The organism is Streptomyces sp. NPDC030893, assembly GCF_055571535.1.
Genome location: NZ_JBVIFC010000008.1, coordinates 248,278 through 263,962, shown reverse-complemented (window position 1 = coordinate 263,962; position 15,685 = coordinate 248,278). Strand labels below are relative to the sequence as shown.

At 72.8% G+C, this 15,685-nt stretch carries 20 protein-coding genes; 17 read left to right on the top strand and 3 right to left on the bottom strand.

The window, feature by feature from the left end; genetic code table 11:
- Positions 1–75 precede the first annotated feature (75 nt).
- On the bottom strand, positions 76–1,653 hold the full coding sequence (locus tag ACZ434_RS18160) for an oxidoreductase (protein ID WP_468456869.1): 1,578 nt from the start codon (positions 1,651–1,653) through the stop codon (positions 76–78).
- A 194-nt stretch (positions 1,654–1,847) separates the two neighbouring features.
- Here ACZ434_RS18160 and hisD point away from each other — a divergent pair, with 194 nt between their 5' ends.
- From hisD to hisF, 8 genes are read left to right on the top strand one after another with little or no spacing between them, the layout of a single operon-like run.
- The gene (hisD, locus tag ACZ434_RS18155; protein ID WP_468456867.1) at positions 1,848–3,173 is read left to right on the top strand and encodes a histidinol dehydrogenase; all 1,326 of its coding nucleotides are present in this window, start codon (positions 1,848–1,850) and stop codon (positions 3,171–3,173) included.
- The gene (locus tag ACZ434_RS18150) at positions 3,170–4,306 is read left to right on the top strand and encodes a histidinol-phosphate transaminase (RefSeq protein WP_468456865.1); all 1,137 of its coding nucleotides are present in this window, start codon (positions 3,170–3,172) and stop codon (positions 4,304–4,306) included. Before hisD ends, ACZ434_RS18150 begins: the two co-directional genes overlap by 4 nt.
- On the top strand, positions 4,303–4,896 hold the full coding sequence (gene hisB, locus ACZ434_RS18145; RefSeq protein WP_468456863.1) for an imidazoleglycerol-phosphate dehydratase HisB: 594 nt from the start codon (positions 4,303–4,305) through the stop codon (positions 4,894–4,896). The genes ACZ434_RS18150 and hisB overlap by 4 nt, the downstream gene beginning before the upstream one ends.
- Before the next feature lie 3 nt (positions 4,897–4,899).
- On the top strand, positions 4,900–5,058 hold the full coding sequence (locus ACZ434_RS18140; RefSeq protein WP_468456861.1) for a hypothetical protein: 159 nt from the start codon (positions 4,900–4,902) through the stop codon (positions 5,056–5,058).
- Positions 5,059–5,062: 4 nt separating this feature from the next.
- Positions 5,063–5,704 (top strand): imidazole glycerol phosphate synthase subunit HisH, encoded by a 642-nt coding sequence (gene hisH / locus ACZ434_RS18135; RefSeq protein WP_468456859.1) that lies wholly within the window; start codon positions 5,063–5,065, stop codon positions 5,702–5,704.
- A gap of 4 nt (positions 5,705–5,708) precedes the next feature.
- Positions 5,709–6,431 carry a bifunctional 1-(5-phosphoribosyl)-5-((5-phosphoribosylamino)methylideneamino)imidazole-4-carboxamide isomerase/phosphoribosylanthranilate isomerase PriA gene (priA, locus tag ACZ434_RS18130; RefSeq protein ID WP_468456857.1) on the top strand — a complete coding sequence of 241 codons (723 nt, stop codon included), beginning with the start codon at positions 5,709–5,711 and terminating at the stop codon, positions 6,429–6,431.
- A gap of 16 nt (positions 6,432–6,447) precedes the next feature.
- Complete coding sequence (locus ACZ434_RS18125; RefSeq protein WP_468456855.1) at positions 6,448–6,852, top strand: Rid family hydrolase; 405 nt, start codon at positions 6,448–6,450, stop codon at positions 6,850–6,852.
- The gene (gene hisF / locus ACZ434_RS18120; RefSeq protein WP_468456852.1) at positions 6,849–7,604 is read left to right on the top strand and encodes an imidazole glycerol phosphate synthase subunit HisF; all 756 of its coding nucleotides are present in this window, start codon (positions 6,849–6,851) and stop codon (positions 7,602–7,604) included. Before ACZ434_RS18125 ends, hisF begins: the two co-directional genes overlap by 4 nt.
- 2 nt (positions 7,605–7,606) lie before the next feature.
- Here the strand turns inward: hisF and ACZ434_RS18115 are convergent, their stop codons facing one another.
- Both ACZ434_RS18115 and ACZ434_RS18110 read right to left on the bottom strand, forming a co-directional pair.
- Positions 7,607–8,005: a VOC family protein gene (locus ACZ434_RS18115; RefSeq protein ID WP_468456850.1), complete on the bottom strand. Its 399-nt coding sequence runs from the start codon at positions 8,003–8,005 to the stop codon at positions 7,607–7,609.
- A gap of 23 nt (positions 8,006–8,028) precedes the next feature.
- Positions 8,029–8,664: a TIGR03085 family metal-binding protein gene (locus tag ACZ434_RS18110; protein WP_468456848.1), complete on the bottom strand. Its 636-nt coding sequence runs from the start codon at positions 8,662–8,664 to the stop codon at positions 8,029–8,031.
- A 74-nt stretch (positions 8,665–8,738) separates the two neighbouring features.
- Between ACZ434_RS18110 and hisI the strand changes: the two genes are divergently transcribed.
- From hisI to trpA, 9 genes are all read left to right on the top strand, one after another.
- On the top strand, positions 8,739–9,128 hold the full coding sequence (gene hisI / locus ACZ434_RS18105) for a phosphoribosyl-AMP cyclohydrolase (protein ID WP_468456925.1): 390 nt from the start codon (positions 8,739–8,741) through the stop codon (positions 9,126–9,128).
- Between the two features lie 11 nt (positions 9,129–9,139).
- A complete protein-coding gene (locus tag ACZ434_RS18100; RefSeq protein ID WP_468456846.1) occupies positions 9,140–10,633 on the top strand; it encodes an anthranilate synthase component I in 1,494 nt (497 codons plus the stop codon).
- 51 nt (positions 10,634–10,684) lie between these two features.
- On the top strand, positions 10,685–11,332 hold the full coding sequence (locus ACZ434_RS18095; RefSeq protein WP_468456844.1) for a TIGR02234 family membrane protein: 648 nt from the start codon (positions 10,685–10,687) through the stop codon (positions 11,330–11,332).
- A 126-nt stretch (positions 11,333–11,458) separates the two neighbouring features.
- Entirely contained in the window at positions 11,459–11,710 is a 252-nt protein-coding gene (locus ACZ434_RS18090; RefSeq protein WP_468456842.1) for an HGxxPAAW family protein, read from the top strand.
- A 79-nt stretch (positions 11,711–11,789) separates the two neighbouring features.
- Positions 11,790–12,230, top strand: coding sequence for a DUF2752 domain-containing protein (locus ACZ434_RS18085; RefSeq protein WP_468456840.1), 441 nt, complete (start codon positions 11,790–11,792; stop codon positions 12,228–12,230).
- A gap of 165 nt (positions 12,231–12,395) precedes the next feature.
- Positions 12,396–13,205 carry an indole-3-glycerol phosphate synthase TrpC gene (gene trpC, locus ACZ434_RS18080; protein WP_468456838.1) on the top strand — a complete coding sequence of 270 codons (810 nt, stop codon included), beginning with the start codon at positions 12,396–12,398 and terminating at the stop codon, positions 13,203–13,205.
- A gap of 24 nt (positions 13,206–13,229) precedes the next feature.
- Positions 13,230–13,442 (top strand): tryptophan biosynthesis modulator TrpM, encoded by a 213-nt coding sequence (gene trpM / locus ACZ434_RS18075; RefSeq protein ID WP_468456836.1) that lies wholly within the window; start codon positions 13,230–13,232, stop codon positions 13,440–13,442.
- 64 nt (positions 13,443–13,506) lie between these two features.
- Positions 13,507–14,790, top strand: a complete 1,284-nt coding sequence (gene trpB, locus ACZ434_RS18070) for a tryptophan synthase subunit beta (RefSeq protein ID WP_468456834.1) — start codon at positions 13,507–13,509, stop codon at positions 14,788–14,790.
- On the top strand, positions 14,787–15,602 hold the full coding sequence (trpA, locus tag ACZ434_RS18065; protein ID WP_468456832.1) for a tryptophan synthase subunit alpha: 816 nt from the start codon (positions 14,787–14,789) through the stop codon (positions 15,600–15,602). Before trpB ends, trpA begins: the two co-directional genes overlap by 4 nt.
- Positions 15,603–15,685: the final 83 nt, after the last annotated feature.

Sequence of the window (15,685 nt, the reverse complement as noted above, 5' to 3'; positions counted from 1 at the left end):
TCACAGCGGCGCCAGAGCCCACACGGAAGTCATGGAAAGTTGTACGGGGATCGGTCAAGGACCGGTAAAAAGCGACTAGGTGCGCCGCAGGGTCCGGGTCGCGCCCGCGGCGACCGTCGTCGCCAGGATCCAGCCCAGCAGGACGAACGCCGCCGACAGCCACTGCCAGCCGCCGCGCAGCTGCCAGAACCCCACCTGCCCCAGGTCGATCACCGGCAGCAGCAGGTCCAGCGCGAACAGCGCCGGGTTCCACGCCGGATGCTCACCGCTCTTCAGCGGCGGGGGCTCGGAGCGCGCGAAGGCCAGCGAACCGGCCGCCCACAGCACCGCCATCCACACCGCCGCCCGGCCGGGGCGGTACCCGTAGGCGACCGTCCAGTCCTGCGCGTAGCCCCACAGCTTGGCCGCGAGCGGCAGGCTCTCCCGGCGGCGGCGCTGCTTGGCGAGCAGCACCTCCCGGGCATGCTCGTCCTCCCCGCCCTCCCGCAGCACGGCGGCCAGCCGCTCGTACGGCTCCGGGTTGTACTCGGCGCTCGCCACGTCCACCCAGCGCAGCCGCAGCGTCAGCGGGAACGGCCCGCGCGGCACCAGGTTCTCGTAGGTGAACCCGCCCATGTGCAGCCGGCCGGGGCCCGGCCAGCTGTCCGCGCGGTCCATCAGGTTCACCACCCGCGCCCCCGACAGCACCACCCTGCCGCGCGCCGGCCGCTCCCCGAGGAAGCGCAGCTCCGGCGTCTGCACCCGGCGCAGCGACAGCTCCTGCTCGTCGGTGAACGTGAACCGGGCCCCCTCGAAGTCGACCGCGTCACCGAACCGCCCGTCGTCCAGCCGCACCCCGCCCCGGCACTCGAACCGCTGGATCCGGGTCCCGCGCGCCGGCGTCATCCCGCTGCGCGCCTGGGAACCGAGGCCCGCCGGCGTCAGATACAGCGAGCGCTCCACCGTCAGCTGCGGCGCGTTCAGCGCGAGCCGGGCGTGCGGGTTGCCCAGCCGGGCGCCGCGCAGGCTCAGCGAGACACCGATCGTCGCGCTGCGCAGGCTCAGCTCGCCGTGCGACTCCAGCATCTCCGCCTGGAGGTCCTGCCCGACGGTCATGCCGTCCGCCGCTATCGAGCGGCCGCTGCGGTCGTGGTGCACGATCGCCTGGTTGAGCAGCAGGTCCGTGCCGATCCGGGCGTCGGTCAGCCGTATGCCGCCCAGGAAGCGGCAGCGCGGCAGATGCAGATCGCCCTCGGTGTGCAGCCGGGCCGCCTCCAGGCGCGGTACGGAGCAGTCGACCATCCGCACGGTCGTGAAGCGCGCCTCCGGCAGCAGCACGTCCCGCTCGAAGCGGCAGCCGCGCATCTCCCAGTACGGCACCACCGTGCCCCCGGCCAGATCGAGCACGCCGCTGATCCGCACCCCGACCAGCTTCAGCGACGACACCCGGCCGGCCAGCGCGGGCGGGCCGTCCAGCAGCAGCCAGCACACCACGCGCGCCCGGACCGTCCGCTCCGGTCCCCACGGATGCCCGCCGTGCGGATCGTCGACGACCGTGTCCCCGCTGCTCAGGTCGTACACGCTGCCGTTGCGGAAGGCCTGCCACATCCCGGCCTCCGTGGCGGTCAGGTCCTCCGGCGGCTCGTCGCCGCCCGGTCCCACCCCGTGGGTCACGGACCTCCCCTCCTCCTCACCTACTCGTCGGTTCGTCCCTTCGTACAACCGGTGATGCCCGGTGGAGTGACCCGTTGAACACGGAAAGTGAAGGGGATCTCCGGGAACGTGTGCGGACCGTCACCGCGGGCACCACGTATCAGCCCGTGGAACGGGCGAACGGCCCACTGGGCGGGTCTGAGACAATTGAGCACGTGATCTCGCGAATCGATCTGCGCGGCGACGCCCTCCCCGAGGGTTCCGCCCTGCGCGCCCTGCTGCCCCGAGCCGACTTCGACGTCGCGGCCGCCCTGGAGAAGGTGCGGCCCATCTGCGAGGACGTGCATCATCGGGGCGACGCGGCGCTGATCGACTTCGCCGAGCGGTTCGACGGCGTGAAGCTGGACCGGGTGAGGGTGCCGGCGGCGGCCCTCCGGCGTGCGCTGGAGGAGCTGGACCCGGCCGTGCGCGCGGCCCTGGAGGAGTCCATCCGCCGCGCCCGGCTCGTCCACCGCGCGCAGCGCCGCAGCACGCACACCACCCAGGTCGTGCCCGGCGGCACGGTCACCGAGAAGTGGGTGCCGGTCGACCGCGTGGGTCTCTACGCGCCGGGCGGCCGGGCCGTCTACCCGTCCTCCGTGATCATGAACGTGGTGCCCGCCCAGGAGGCCGGCGTCCCGTCCCTCGCGCTCGCCTCCCCGGCCCAGGCCGACTTCGGCGGGCTGCCGCACCCGACCATCCTCGCCGCCTGCGCCCTGCTCGGCGTGGACGAGGTCTACGCGGCCGGCGGCGCCACCGCCGTCGCGATGTTCGCGTACGGCACCGAGTCCTGCCCGCCCGCGAACATGGTCACCGGCCCCGGCAACATCTGGGTCGCCGCCGCCAAGCGCTACTTCACCGGGAGGATCGGCATCGACGCCGAGGCCGGCCCGACCGAGATCGCGATCCTCGCGGACTCCACCGCCGACCCGGTGCACGTCGCCTCCGACCTGATCAGCCAGGCCGAGCACGACCCGCTGGCCGCCGCCGTCCTGGTCACCGACTCCGCGGAACTCGCGGACGCCGTCGAGCAGGAGCTGAAGCCGCAGGTCGCGGCCAGCAAGCACAGCGACGAGCGGATCGTTCCGGCCCTCTCCGGCCGCCAGTCCGCCATCGTCCTGGTCGACGGCCTCGACGAGGGCCTGCGCGTCGTCGACGCCTACGGCGCCGAGCACCTGGAGATCCAGACCGCCGACGCCGCCGCGCTCGCCGACCGGGTGCGCAACGCGGGCGCGATCTTCATCGGCCCCTGGTCCCCGGTCTCCCTCGGCGACTACGCGGCCGGCTCCAACCACGTCCTGCCCACCGGCGGCTGCGCCTGCCACTCCTCGGGCCTGTCCGTCCAGTCCTTCCTGCGCGGCGTCCACATCGTCGACTACACGCGGGACGCACTGGCCGAGGTCGCGCACCACGTGGTCACGCTGGCGGAGGCGGAGGACCTGCCCGCGCACGGCGCGGCGATCAAGGCCCGGTTCGATGGGAAGGTTCCGGACGGCAAGTGACAGGCATCGACGATCTCCCCGTACGGGACGAGCTGCGCGGCAAGTCCCCCTACGGCGCGCCCCAGCTGGACGTCCCCGTACGGCTGAACACCAACGAGAACCCCTACCCGCTGCCCGGACCGCTGGTCGAGCGGATCACCGAACGGGTCCGCGAGGCCGCCCGGAACCTCAACCGCTACCCCGACCGGGACGCGGTCGAGCTGCGCACCGAGCTGGCCGCGTACCTGACGAAGACGGCCGGCCACCCGGTCGGCCCCGAGAACGTGTGGGCGGCCAACGGCTCCAACGAGGTCATCCAGCAGCTGCTGCAGACCTTCGGCGGACCGGGCCGCACCGCGATCGGGTTCGAGCCGTCGTACTCGATGCACGGCCTCATCGCACGCGGCACCGGCACCGGCTGGATCTCCGGTCCGCGCCATGAGGACTTCACCATCGACCTCGCCGCCGCCGAGAAGGCGATCGCCGAGCACCGGCCCGACGTCGTCTTCGTCACCACCCCCAACAACCCCACCGGCACCGCGGTCCCCGCGCGGACCGTCGTCGCGCTGTACGAGGCCGCCCAGGCGGCCGGGCCGTCGATGGTGGTCGTCGACGAGGCGTACATCGAGTTCAGCCACGGCGGCTCGCTGCTCCCGCTGCTCGACGGACGCCCGAACCTGGTGATCTCCCGCACCATGTCGAAGGCGTTCGGCGCGGCGGGCCTGCGCCTCGGCTACCTCGCCGCGCACCCGGCGGTCGTCGACGCCGTCCAGCTGGTGCGGCTGCCGTACCATCTGTCCGCCATCACCCAGGCGACCGCGCTGGCCGCCCTGGAACACACCGACACGCTGCTGAAGTACGTCGAGCAGCTCAAGGCCGAGCGCGACCGGCTGGTCGCCGGACTGCGCGCGCTCGGCTACGACGTCACCGAGTCCGACGCGAACTTCGTCCAGTTCGGACGGTTCGAGGACTCCCACGCCGCATGGCGCACGATCCTCGACCGGGGCGTCCTGGTCCGGGACAACGGTGTGCCGGGATGGCTGCGGGTCACCGCGGGCACCCCGGCCGAGAACGACGCGTTCCTCGACGCGGTCCGTGACATGCAGAGTTTCGCGGGGGAGAGCCCCGCACCCCCGAAGGAGCAGAGCGCATGACCCGCGTAGGACGCGTGGAACGCACCACCAAGGAAACGTCCGTCCTCGTCGAGATCGACCTCGACGGCACCGGAAGGACCGAGATCTCCACCGGGGTCGGCTTCTACGACCACATGCTCGACCAGATCGGCCGGCACGGTCTGTTCGACCTGACGGTGAAGACCGAGGGCGACCTGCACATCGACTCCCACCACACCATCGAGGACACCGCCCTCGCGCTCGGCGCCGCCTTCAAGCAGGCGCTCGGCGACAAGGTGGGCATCTACCGCTTCGGCAACTGCACGGTCCCCCTGGACGAGTCCCTCGCCCAGGTCACCGTCGACCTGTCCGGCCGCCCCTACCTCGTGCACACCGAGCCCGAGAAGATGGCGCCGATGATCGGCGAGTACGACACCACGATGACCCGGCACATCCTGGAGTCCTTCGTCGCCCAGGCCCAGATCGCCCTGCACGTGCACGTGCCCTACGGGCGCAACGCGCACCACATCGTGGAGTGCCAGTTCAAGGCCCTCGCCCGCGCCCTGCGGTACGCCTCCGAGCGCGACCCCCGCGCGGCCGGCATCCTGCCCTCCACGAAGGGCGCGCTGTAGACCATGAACGGTCTGTCCACCGTCCTGATCGTCCTCGGCCTGTTCTTCGTCGGCGGGATCATCTCCTTCGCCAAGCAGAAGATGCCCAGGGGCCTCATCGTGCTGCTCTCCGTCGGCGCCGCGATGTGCCTCGGCACGGGCCTGCTGTACCTGGAGGTGTGAGCCGTTGAGCACCACCAAGAAGGTCGTGGTCTTCGACTACGGCTTCGGCAACGTCCGCTCCGCCGAGCGTGCCCTCGCCCGCGCGGGCGCCGACGTCGAGATCTCCCGTGACTTCGACGCGGCCATGAACGCCGACGGGCTGCTGGTGCCCGGCGTCGGCGCCTTCGCCGCCTGCATGAAGGGCCTCAAGGAGGCGCGCGGCGACTGGATCGTCGACCGCCGGCTCTCCGGCGGCCGCCCGGTGATGGGCATCTGCGTCGGCATGCAGATCCTCTTCGCGCGGGGCATCGAGCACGGCGTGGAGAGCGAGGGCCTCGACGAGTGGCCCGGCTCCGTCGAACCGCTCCGTGCCGAGATCGTGCCCCACATGGGCTGGAACACCGTGGACGTCCCGGAGGGATCGGAGCTGTTCGCCGGCCTCGACGCGGACGCCCGCTTCTACTTCGTCCACTCCTACGCCGTCCACGACTGGGCCCTGGAGACGACGAACCCTGCGATGCGCGCCCCGCTGGTGACCTGGTCCACCCACGGCAAGCCCTTCGTGGCCGCGGTCGAGAACGGCGCCCTGTGGGCCACCCAGTTCCACCCCGAGAAGTCCGGCGACGCCGGTGCCCAGCTCCTCACCAACTGGATCGGAACCCTGTAGAGACATGGCCAAGCTCGAACTCCTCCCCGCCGTCGACGTCCGCGACGGCCAGGCCGTCCGCCTCGTGCACGGCGAGTCCGGGACGGAAACGTCGTACGGCTCCCCCCTGGAGGCCGCGCTCACCTGGCAGCGCTCCGGTGCCGAGTGGCTGCACCTGGTCGACCTCGACGCCGCGTTCGGCACCGGCGACAACCGCGCGCTGATCGCCGAGGTCACCGGGGCCATGGACATCAAGGTCGAGCTGTCCGGCGGCATCCGCGACGACGACACCCTCGCCGCCGCCCTCGCCACCGGCTGCACCCGCGTCAACCTCGGCACCGCCGCCCTGGAGACCCCCGAATGGGTCGCCAAGGTCATCGCCGAGCACGGCGACAGGATCGCCGTCGGCCTCGACGTACGCGGCACCACCCTGCGCGGACGCGGCTGGACCCGGGACGGCGGCGACCTCTACGAGACGCTGGACCGCCTCAACAAGGAGGGCTGCGCCCGCTACGTCGTCACCGACATCGCCAAGGACGGCACCCTCCAGGGCCCCAACCTGGACCTGCTGAAGAACGTCTGCGCCGCCACCGACCGCCCGGTCGTCGCCTCCGGCGGCGTCTCCTCGCTGGACGACCTGCGGGCCATCGCCGCGCTCGTCCCGCTGGGCGTCGAGGGCTCCATCGTCGGCAAGGCCCTCTACGCGAAGGCGTTCACCCTGGAAGAGGCCCTGGAGGCCACGTCGTGACGAAGGACACGGTGCGATGACGTCCGATGCCGTACGGCGCGTGCAGAGCGGAAGCCCCTGGGAGGAGTCCCTCGGCTTCGCACGCGCCGTGGCGGCGGGCGACCGCGTCCTGGTGGCGGGCACGACCGCCTTCCGGGGCGAGGTCCTGTACGGGGAGGGCGACCCGTACGAACAGGCCAAGGTGGCCTTCACCCTCGCGCTGGAGGCGATCGGCGAGTTCGGGCTCGGTATCGAGTCCGTGATCCGCACCCGCCTCCATCTCGCCCACGCGCGGGACGTCGACGCGGCCGGGCGCGCACACAAGGAACTGTTCGACGCGGTGCGCCCGGTCACCACCCTGCTGGTGGTCGAGGGCTTCGTCGACTCGCGCGTGCTGGTCTCAGTGGAACTCGAAGCATTCAGAGGAGCCGTGGAGTCATGACCCTGGCGGTCCGAGTCATCCCCTGCCTGGACGTGGACGGCGGCCGGGTCGTCAAGGGCGTCAACTTCCAGAACCTGCGCGACGCGGGCGACCCCGTCGAGATGGCCAAGGTGTACGACGCCGAGGGCGCCGACGAGCTGACGTTCCTCGACATCACCGCCTCGTCCGGCAACCGCGAGACGACCTACGACGTGGTGCGCCGCACCGCCGAACAGGTGTTCATTCCGCTGACGGTGGGCGGCGGCGTCCGCACCGCCGAGGACGTGGACAGGCTGCTGCGCGCGGGCGCCGACAAGGTGGGCGTCAACACCGCCGCCATCGCCCGCCCCGAGCTCATCCGCGAGATCGCCGAGCGCTTCGGCCGCCAGGTCCTGGTGCTGTCCGTGGACGCCCGCCGCACCGGCTCGGGGTCCTTCGAGGTCACCACGCACGGCGGCCGCAAGGGCACCGGCATCGACGCCGTGGAGTGGGCGCACCGGGCCGCCGAACTCGGCGCCGGCGAGATCCTGCTGAACTCCATGGACGCCGACGGCACCAAGGACGGCTACGACCTGGAGATGATCGCCGCCGTCCGCAAGCACGTCACCGTCCCGGTGATCGCCTCGGGCGGCGCCGGGCGGCTCGGCGACTTCCCGCCCGCCGTCGCGGCCGGCGCCGACGCCGTACTGGCCGCCTCCGTCTTCCACTTCGGCGATCTGCGCATCGGCGAGGTCAAGGAGACCCTGCGGGGAGCCGGCCACCCGGTGCGCTGAGGTCAGCCCGTCGGCTGCGCCAGCTGGATCAGGTTGCCCACCGTGTCGTCCAGGACCGCCGCGAGCACCGGGCCCTCCTCCCGCGGATCCTGGACGAAGTGGACACCCTCCCCGCGCAGCCGCTCGTACTCCGCGCGGAGGTCGTCCACGGAGAACACGATCGCGGGCAGCCCCGCCTCCCGCACCGCCCGCCGGTACGGCTCGGCGATGGGGCCCTGCCCGGGCTCCAGCAGGAGCTCCAGATCCCGCTGTGCGCCGTCGCGCGCCCCGACGGTCACGAACAGCACGCCGTCGCCCAGATCCATGTGGGTACGGGTCTCGAAGCCGAGGGTGCCGGTGTAGAAGGCATGCGCCTTCGCCACGTCGTCGACGTACACACTCGTCATGGCCACTTTGATCACGAGCTGCGCCTTTCGGGTGCGGATCAGATGCCGAGCTGCTTGGACTCGCGCAGCTTCGCGATCGCGTTCTCGTCGCCGTCCAGCTCGACCTCGGCCGCGCTCTGCCGCCCGTAGGCGAACAGCACCAGCTCGGACGGCTCCCCGGTCACCGTGACCACGGGCGCCCCGCGGTGCGCCACCGCCGTCCGGCCGTCCGGCCGGCGCAGCACCAGGCCCACCGGGGCCCCGCGGCCCATCAGCCGCGCGGACCGCTCCAGCCGCGACCACAGCGCGTCCTGGAACACCGGGTCCAGCTCGCGCGGCGTCCACTCGGGCTGGGCGCGGCGGACGTCCTCGGTGTGGACGTAGAACTCGACGATGTTCGACAGCTCGTCGACCTGCTTGAGCGAGAAGGGCGAGAACCGCGGGGGACCGGTGCGGATCAGCTGGATCAGCTCCTCGTACGGCTTGGCGGTGAACTCCGCCATCACCCGCTCCAGACGCGGCGCGAGCTGCTTGACCAGCATGCCGCCGGCCGCGTCGGGGCGGCGCTCGCGCACCACCACGTGGGCGGCGAGGTCCCGGGCCGTCCAGCCCTCGCACAGGGTGGGGGCCTCCGGGCCCGTGGTCTCCAGCAGATCGGCCAGGAGGAGTCGTTCACGCTTGGCATGGGTCGACATGCAGCCAGCCTACGGCCGGCCGCCGGGTCCGCCCAGTGGACAGGCCCCCGGCCCGCCCGCCCCCGCGCGGCACAATGGTCCGCATGACCAGTACGTCCCGGCCCGGCCCCCTCGACCCGCAGATCGCCGCGCGGCTCAAGCGCAGCCCCGACGGCCTCCTGCCCGCCATCGCCCAGCAGTACGACACCGGAGAGGTGCTCATGCTGGGCTGGATGGACGACGAGGCGCTGCACCGCACGCTGACCACCGGCCGCTGCACCTACTGGTCGCGCAGCCGCCGGGAGTACTGGGTCAAGGGCGACACCTCCGGCCACGTCCAGTGGGTCAAGTCGGTCGCCCTGGACTGCGACGCCGACACCGTGCTGGTCAAGGTCGACCAGGTCGGCGCCGCCTGCCACACGGGCGCGCGCACCTGCTTCGACGCCGACGTGCTGGTGGCGCACGCCCCCGCCGTGGATCAGTAAGGTCTGCCGCCATGGACCTCGAGACGTTCCGCAAGCTCGCCACCGACCGCCGGGTCATCCCGGTCAGCCGCAAGCTCCTCGCCGACGGCGACACCCCGGTCGCGCTCTACCGCAAACTCGCCGGAGAGCGCCCCGGCACCTTCCTGCTCGAGTCCGCGGAGAACGGGCGTTCCTGGTCCCGTTACTCCTTCGTCGGCGTCCGCAGCGCCGCGACCCTCACCGAGCGCGGGGGACGGGCGCACTGGGAGGGCACCCCGCCCGTCGGCGTCCCCACGGGCGGCGACCCGCTCACCGCCCTGCGCGCCACCCTCCAGGCCCTGCACACCCCGCGCGACCTCGCCCACGACCTGGGCCTGCCGCCCTTCACCGGCGGCATGGTCGGCTACCTCGGCTACGACATCGTGCGCCGCCTGGAGAAGATCGGCCCCGGCGAGCGGGACGACCTGAAGCTGCCCGAGCTGACCATGCTGCTCACCAGCGACCTCGCCGTCATGGACCACTGGGAGGGCTCCGTCCGGCTGATCGCCAACGCGATCAACCACAACGACCTGGAGACCGGCGTCGACGAGGCGTACGCCGACGCCGTGGCCCGCCTCGACGCCATGGAGGCCGACCTCACCCGCGCGGTGGCCCAGCCGCCCGCCGTGCTGCCGCCCTCCGAACTGCCCGAGTACACCGCGCGGTGGGGCGGCCCCGACTTCCGCGCGGCCGTCGAGGACGTCAAGGAACGCATCCGCGCGGGGGAGGCCTTCCAGGTCGTGCCCTCGCAGCGGTTCGAGACGCCGTGCACGGCGAGCGCCCTCGACGTCTACCGGGTACTGCGCGCCACCAACCCGTCCCCGTACATGTACCTGTTCCGCCTCGACGGCTTCGACGTCGTCGGTTCGTCCCCCGAGGCGCTGGTGAAGGTCGAGGACGGACAGGCGATGGTCCACCCCATCGCCGGCACCCGGCACCGCGGCGCCACCCCCCAGGAGGACCAGGCCCTCGCCGACGAACTCCTCGCCGACCCCAAGGAGCGCGCCGAGCACCTCATGCTCGTCGACCTGGGCCGCAACGACCTCGGACGCGTCTGCGAACCCGGCTCCGTCGAGGTCGTCGACTTCATGTCCATCGAGCGGTACTCGCACGTCATGCACATCGTGTCCACGGTCACCGGCCGTGTCACCGGCGACCGCACCGCCTTCGACGTGCTCACCGCCTGCTTCCCGGCCGGCACGCTCTCCGGCGCGCCCAAGCCCCGCGCGATGCGGATCATCGACGAACTCGAACCGTCCCGGCGCGGACTGTACGGCGGCTGCGTCGGCTACCTCGACTTCGCCGGCGACTCCGACACGGCCATCGCCATCCGCACCGCCCTGCTCCGGGACGGCACCGCGTACGTCCAGGCCGGCGCCGGGATCGTCGCCGACTCCGACCCGGCCGCCGAGGACACCGAGTGCCGCAACAAGGCGGCGGCGGTACTGCGGGCCGTCCACACGGCGAACCGGCTCGGAAAGGCCTGAGTCTCCCGGGACGAACCCCCGGGTGTCGGTTCGCCCGGGGTTCAGGCGATAGTGGATGTCGTGACTGCCGTACCCACCCCCCGTTCCCCGGCCGCCGGCTCCGCCCGGACCGGCCGCCTCAGCCTCGCCGTCGCCCTGCTGTCCGGCGCCCTCGGCGCGGCCGTGGCCCTGCTCGCCTCCCGGCAGCAGTGGTCGGAGGGCACCATCACCGTGGCCGGCGGCCCCTTCCCCCTGACGGCCAAGGGCAGCGACGTCACCGGCGTCCCGGCCGCCCTGGCCGTCGTGGGACTGGCCGCGCTCGTCGCCGTGTTCGCCGTCCGCCGGGCCGGCCGCCTGGCCGTCGCCACCCTTCTCGCCCTCTCCGGGGCGGGCACGATCGCGGCGGCGCTGCTCGGGGCGTCGGACCGTGCGGCCCTGGACGAACAGGCGGCGAAGGCGTCCGGCGACACCTCGGCGACGGTGGAGGCCCTCAGCCACACGGCGTGGCCGTACGTCGCCGTCGCGGGCGGTGTGCTGCTGCTGGTGGCGGGGCTGCTGGCGCTGCGGTACGGGAGGCTGTGGCCGGCGATGTCCGGCCGCTACGAGCGGGACGGGGCACAGGCGCGGCCGCGCCGGAAGCAGGCCGCGGCGGCCGACCCCGACCGGCCCGAGGATCTCTGGAAGGCGCTCGACCGGGGCGAGGACCCCACCGGCGCGTAGCGCCCCACGAGCGCCGGGCTGTGCGACCCCCTCCCGCGCCACCCCGACGTACGGCGGGTGGGCGCATGCGGGACAATGAGCGGGAGCGCCCTGCTCAGACACGTACACAGCAACGAGGAGCATGCAATGGCGGGCAGCAACCACGGTCACACCCCGGCCGCCTGGACCGGTGTCATCATCGCCTTCATCGGCTTCTGCGCCGCGGGCGCGTTCATGGTGATGGACCAGCCGGTGGGCTTCTGGGCGAGCATGGGCGTCGTACTCCTCGGTGGCCTCGTCGGCTTCATCATGCGCTCGATGGGCATGGGCCAGCCGAAGAGCAACCACCCCGTGCACCGGACCACCGGCGACCGCGCCCCGGCCGGCGCCCAGGGCTGAGCACCACCCGGCACTCCGGTCAGGGGCGGGGGCCCGCACGGCGGAGCCCGGACCGCCCCTGACCCGTTTCCGGGGCACAATGCACCACGTGAACGCCCCCAGCCCCAGCGTGCCCCGCGGCGGCAGGGCGGCCCGGCTGGCCGTCCCCGCCGGGATCCTCGCCGTCGTCGCCGGAGCCTTCGTCTACGTCGGTGCCGTGGACCCCAACGAGCCCGGCCACTACCCCGTCTGCCCGCTGCTGCACCTCACCGGCCTGTACTGCCCCGGCTGCGGCGGACTGCGCAGCGCGCACGCCGTCGCCCACGGCGACCTGACGGCCGCCCTCCAGGCCAACGCCCCCGCCGTCCTCGGCTACGCGGCCTTCGCCGTGCTGTGGACCGTCTGGGTGGCCCGCGCGGTGCGTGGCGGACCGCCCCCGCGGATCGACCCGCCCCCGGTGCTCCTGTGGTCCCTGGGAGCGCTGCTGCTGGTCTTCACCGTTGTCCGGAACCTGCCGTTCGGCGGCTGGTTGCATCCTTGATCATCCAGGAATGTCCAGCGTGGGGGCACCTCCCGCCCGAGCCGTGCGAAGCTGGTTCGAGGGTGGGGGAGGGACCGGTGTCAACCGGATGTGAGGCGTACGCCCTGCTCCGGCTACCATCGCAGTGACCATCCAAGACCGACCGTCAGGAAGGGGGCCGCTCGCGTGAGTGTGCTCGACGAGATCATCGACGGAGTCCGTGCCGACCTCGCGGAGCGGCAGGCGCGTGTGAGCCTCGACGAGCTCAAGGAGCGCGTGGCGAAGGCCCCCGCGGCCAAGGACGGCGTGGCCGCCCTGCGCGGCGACGGCGTCAAGGTGATCTGCGAGGTCAAGCGCTCCAGCCCGTCCAAGGGCGCGCTGGCCGCGATCGCCGACCCGGCCGGACTGGCCGCCGACTACGAGGCGGGCGGCGCGTCCGTCATCTCCGTGCTCACCGAGGAGCGCCGCTTCGGCGGCTCGCTGGCCGACCTGGAGGCCGTCCGCGCGCGCGTGGACATCCCGGTGCTGCGCAAGGACTTCATCGTCACCTCGTACCAGCTCTGGGAGGCCCGCGCGTACGGCGCCGACCTGGCGCTGCTGATCGTGGCGGCCCTCGACCAGGCGGCCCTGGAGTCGCTGATCGAGCGCGCCGAGTCCATCGGGCTCACCCCGCTCGTCGAGGTCCACGACGAGGACGAGGTCGAGCGCGCGGTCGACGCGGGCGCCAAGGTCATCGGCGTCAACGCGCGCAACCTCAAGACCCTCGAGGTCGACCGCGGCACCTTCGAGCGGGTCGCCCCGGAGATCCCCGCCCACCTGGTCCGGGTCGCCGAGTCCGGTGTGCGCGGCCCGCACGACCTCATCGCCTACGCCAACGCGGGCGCCGACGCCGTCCTGGTCGGCGAGTCCCTGGTCACCGGCAAGGACCCGAAGACGGCCGTCTCCGACCTGGTGGCAGCGGGCGAACACCCGGCCCTCCGCCACGGCCGCGGCTGACCGGTCCCCGATAGGCTGACACCGATGACCCTCTCCCGCCTCGCACCCGGCTGCCGCCCCCGAGGCTGCCGCGCACCCGCCCGCAGGGTGCACGGCCGCCGGGTCCGGTACGTGATCGGGGACGAACCCGGGCAGGTCAACGGCATGCGATGGCAGCGCCCCGCCTTTCGGGGGCGCGGGGCTCTACCGATGTGCGGCTCCGCCGCGCGGGCGCGACCGGCCACGACGGGCCGGTAGCCGACCGACCACCCCGCCCCCACGGCGACACGTGCCCGACACACACTCACCGTGAGGTACACGCATGCCCAGCACCTTTTTCCTCCCCGACCCGGAGGGCCGGACCCCCAGCCCCGAAGGCTACTTCGGGGCGTACGGCGGCAAGTTCATCCCCGAGGCCCTCGTCGCCGCGGTCGACCAGGTCGCCGTCGAGTACGACAAGGCCAAGTCCGACCCCGAGTTCGCCCGGGAACTCGACGACCTCCTGGCCCACTACACCGGCCGCCCGAGCGCGCTCACCGAGGTCCCCCGTTTCGCCGAGCACGCCGGCGGAGCCCGCGTCTTCCTCAAGCGCGAGGACCTGAACCACACCGGCTCGCACAAGATCAACAACGTGCTCGGCCAGGCCCTGCTCACCAAGCGCATGGGCAAGACCCGCGTCATCGCCGAGACCGGCGCCGGACAGCACGGCGTGGCCACCGCCACCGCCTGCGCCCTGTTCGGTCTCGACTGCACGATCTACATGGGCGAGATCGACACGCAGCGCCAGGCCCTGAACGTGGCCCGGATGCGCATGCTCGGCGCCGAGGTCATCGCCGTGAAGTCGGGCAGCCGCACCCTCAAGGACGCGATCAACGAGGCGTTCCGCGACTGGGTCGCCAACGTCGACCGCACCCACTACCTCTTCGGCACGGTCGCGGGACCGCACCCCTTCCCGGCGATGGTCCGCGACTTCCACCGCGTCATCGGCGTGGAGGCCCGCCGCCAGCTCCTGGAGCGGGCCGGACGGCTGCCCGACGCCGCGATCGCCTGCGTCGGCGGCGGCTCCAACGCCATCGGCCTGTTCCACGCCTTCATCCCCGACGCGGACGTCCGCCTCATCGGCTGCGAGCCCGCCGGGCACGGGGTCGAGACCGGCGAGCACGCGGCCACCCTCACCGCCGGTGAGCCCGGCATCCTGCACGGCTCCCGGTCCTACGTCCTCCAGGACGACGAGGGCCAGATCACCGAGCCGTACTCCATCTCGGCCGGACTGGACTACCCGGGCATCGGACCCGAGCACTCCTTCCTCAAGGACAGCGGCCGCGGCGAGTACCGCGCGGTGACCGACGACGCCGCCATGCAGGCCCTGCGCCTGCTGTCGCGCACCGAGGGCATCATCCCGGCCATCGAGAGCGCGCACGCCCTCGCCGGCGCCCTGGAGGTCGGCAAGGAGCTGGGCGGGGACGGGCTGATCGTGGTCAACCTGTCCGGCCGCGGCGACAAGGACATGGACACCGCCGCCCGCTACTTCGGGCTGTACGACACCGACGCCGAGGTCGCCGCCGACGAGGCCGGTACCGCCGAGATCGAGGGGGACGCCAAGTGAGCGGGAACGTGCGGCTGCTGGACGAGACCCTCGCCGCGGCCAGGTCCGAGGGCCGCTCCGCCCTCATCGCCTACCTCCCGGCCGGGTTCCCGACCGTGGACGGCGGCATCGAGGCGGTCAAGGCCGCCCTGGAGGGCGGCGCCGACGTCGTCGAGGTGGGTCTGCCGCACAGCGACCCCGTCCTGGACGGCCCGGTCATCCAGACCGCCGACGACATCGCGCTGCGCGGCGGCGTGAGGATCGCCGACGTGATGCGCACGGTCCGCGAGGCGCACGCGGCCACCGGCAAGCCGATCCTCGTCATGACCTACTGGAACCCCATCGACCGCTACGGCGTCGAGCGGTTCACCGCCGAGCTCGCCGAGGCGGGCGGCGCCGGCTGCATCCTGCCCGACCTGCCCGTGCAGGAGTCGGCGCTGTGGCGGGAGCACGCGGAGAAGCACGGGCTCGCCACGGTCTTCGTGGTCGCCCCCAGCAGCAAGGACGGGCGGCTCGCCGAGATCACCGCGGCCGGCAGCGGCTTCGTCTACGCCGCTTCCCTGATGGGCGTCACCGGCACCCGCGAGTCGGTCGGCGCGCAGGCCGAGGACCTGGTACGGCGCACCCGCGCCACCACCGACCTCCCGGTCTGCGTCGGTCTGGGCGTCTCCAACCCCGCCCAGGCCGCCGAGGTCGCCCGCTTCGCCGACGGTGTGATCGTCGGCTCGGCCTTCGTCAAGCGGATGCTGGACGCCCCCGACGACGCGGCCGGTGTCGAGGCCGTCCGCGCGCTCGCCGGGGACCTCGCCAAGGGCGTACGCGGCCAGGTGTGACCCGGCGGGCATCAGGCAGGTAGTCATACAGGTCCCTCGTACGGGTGGACCTGGGGCCGGGGAGGCGCTGAGCGCCTCCCCGG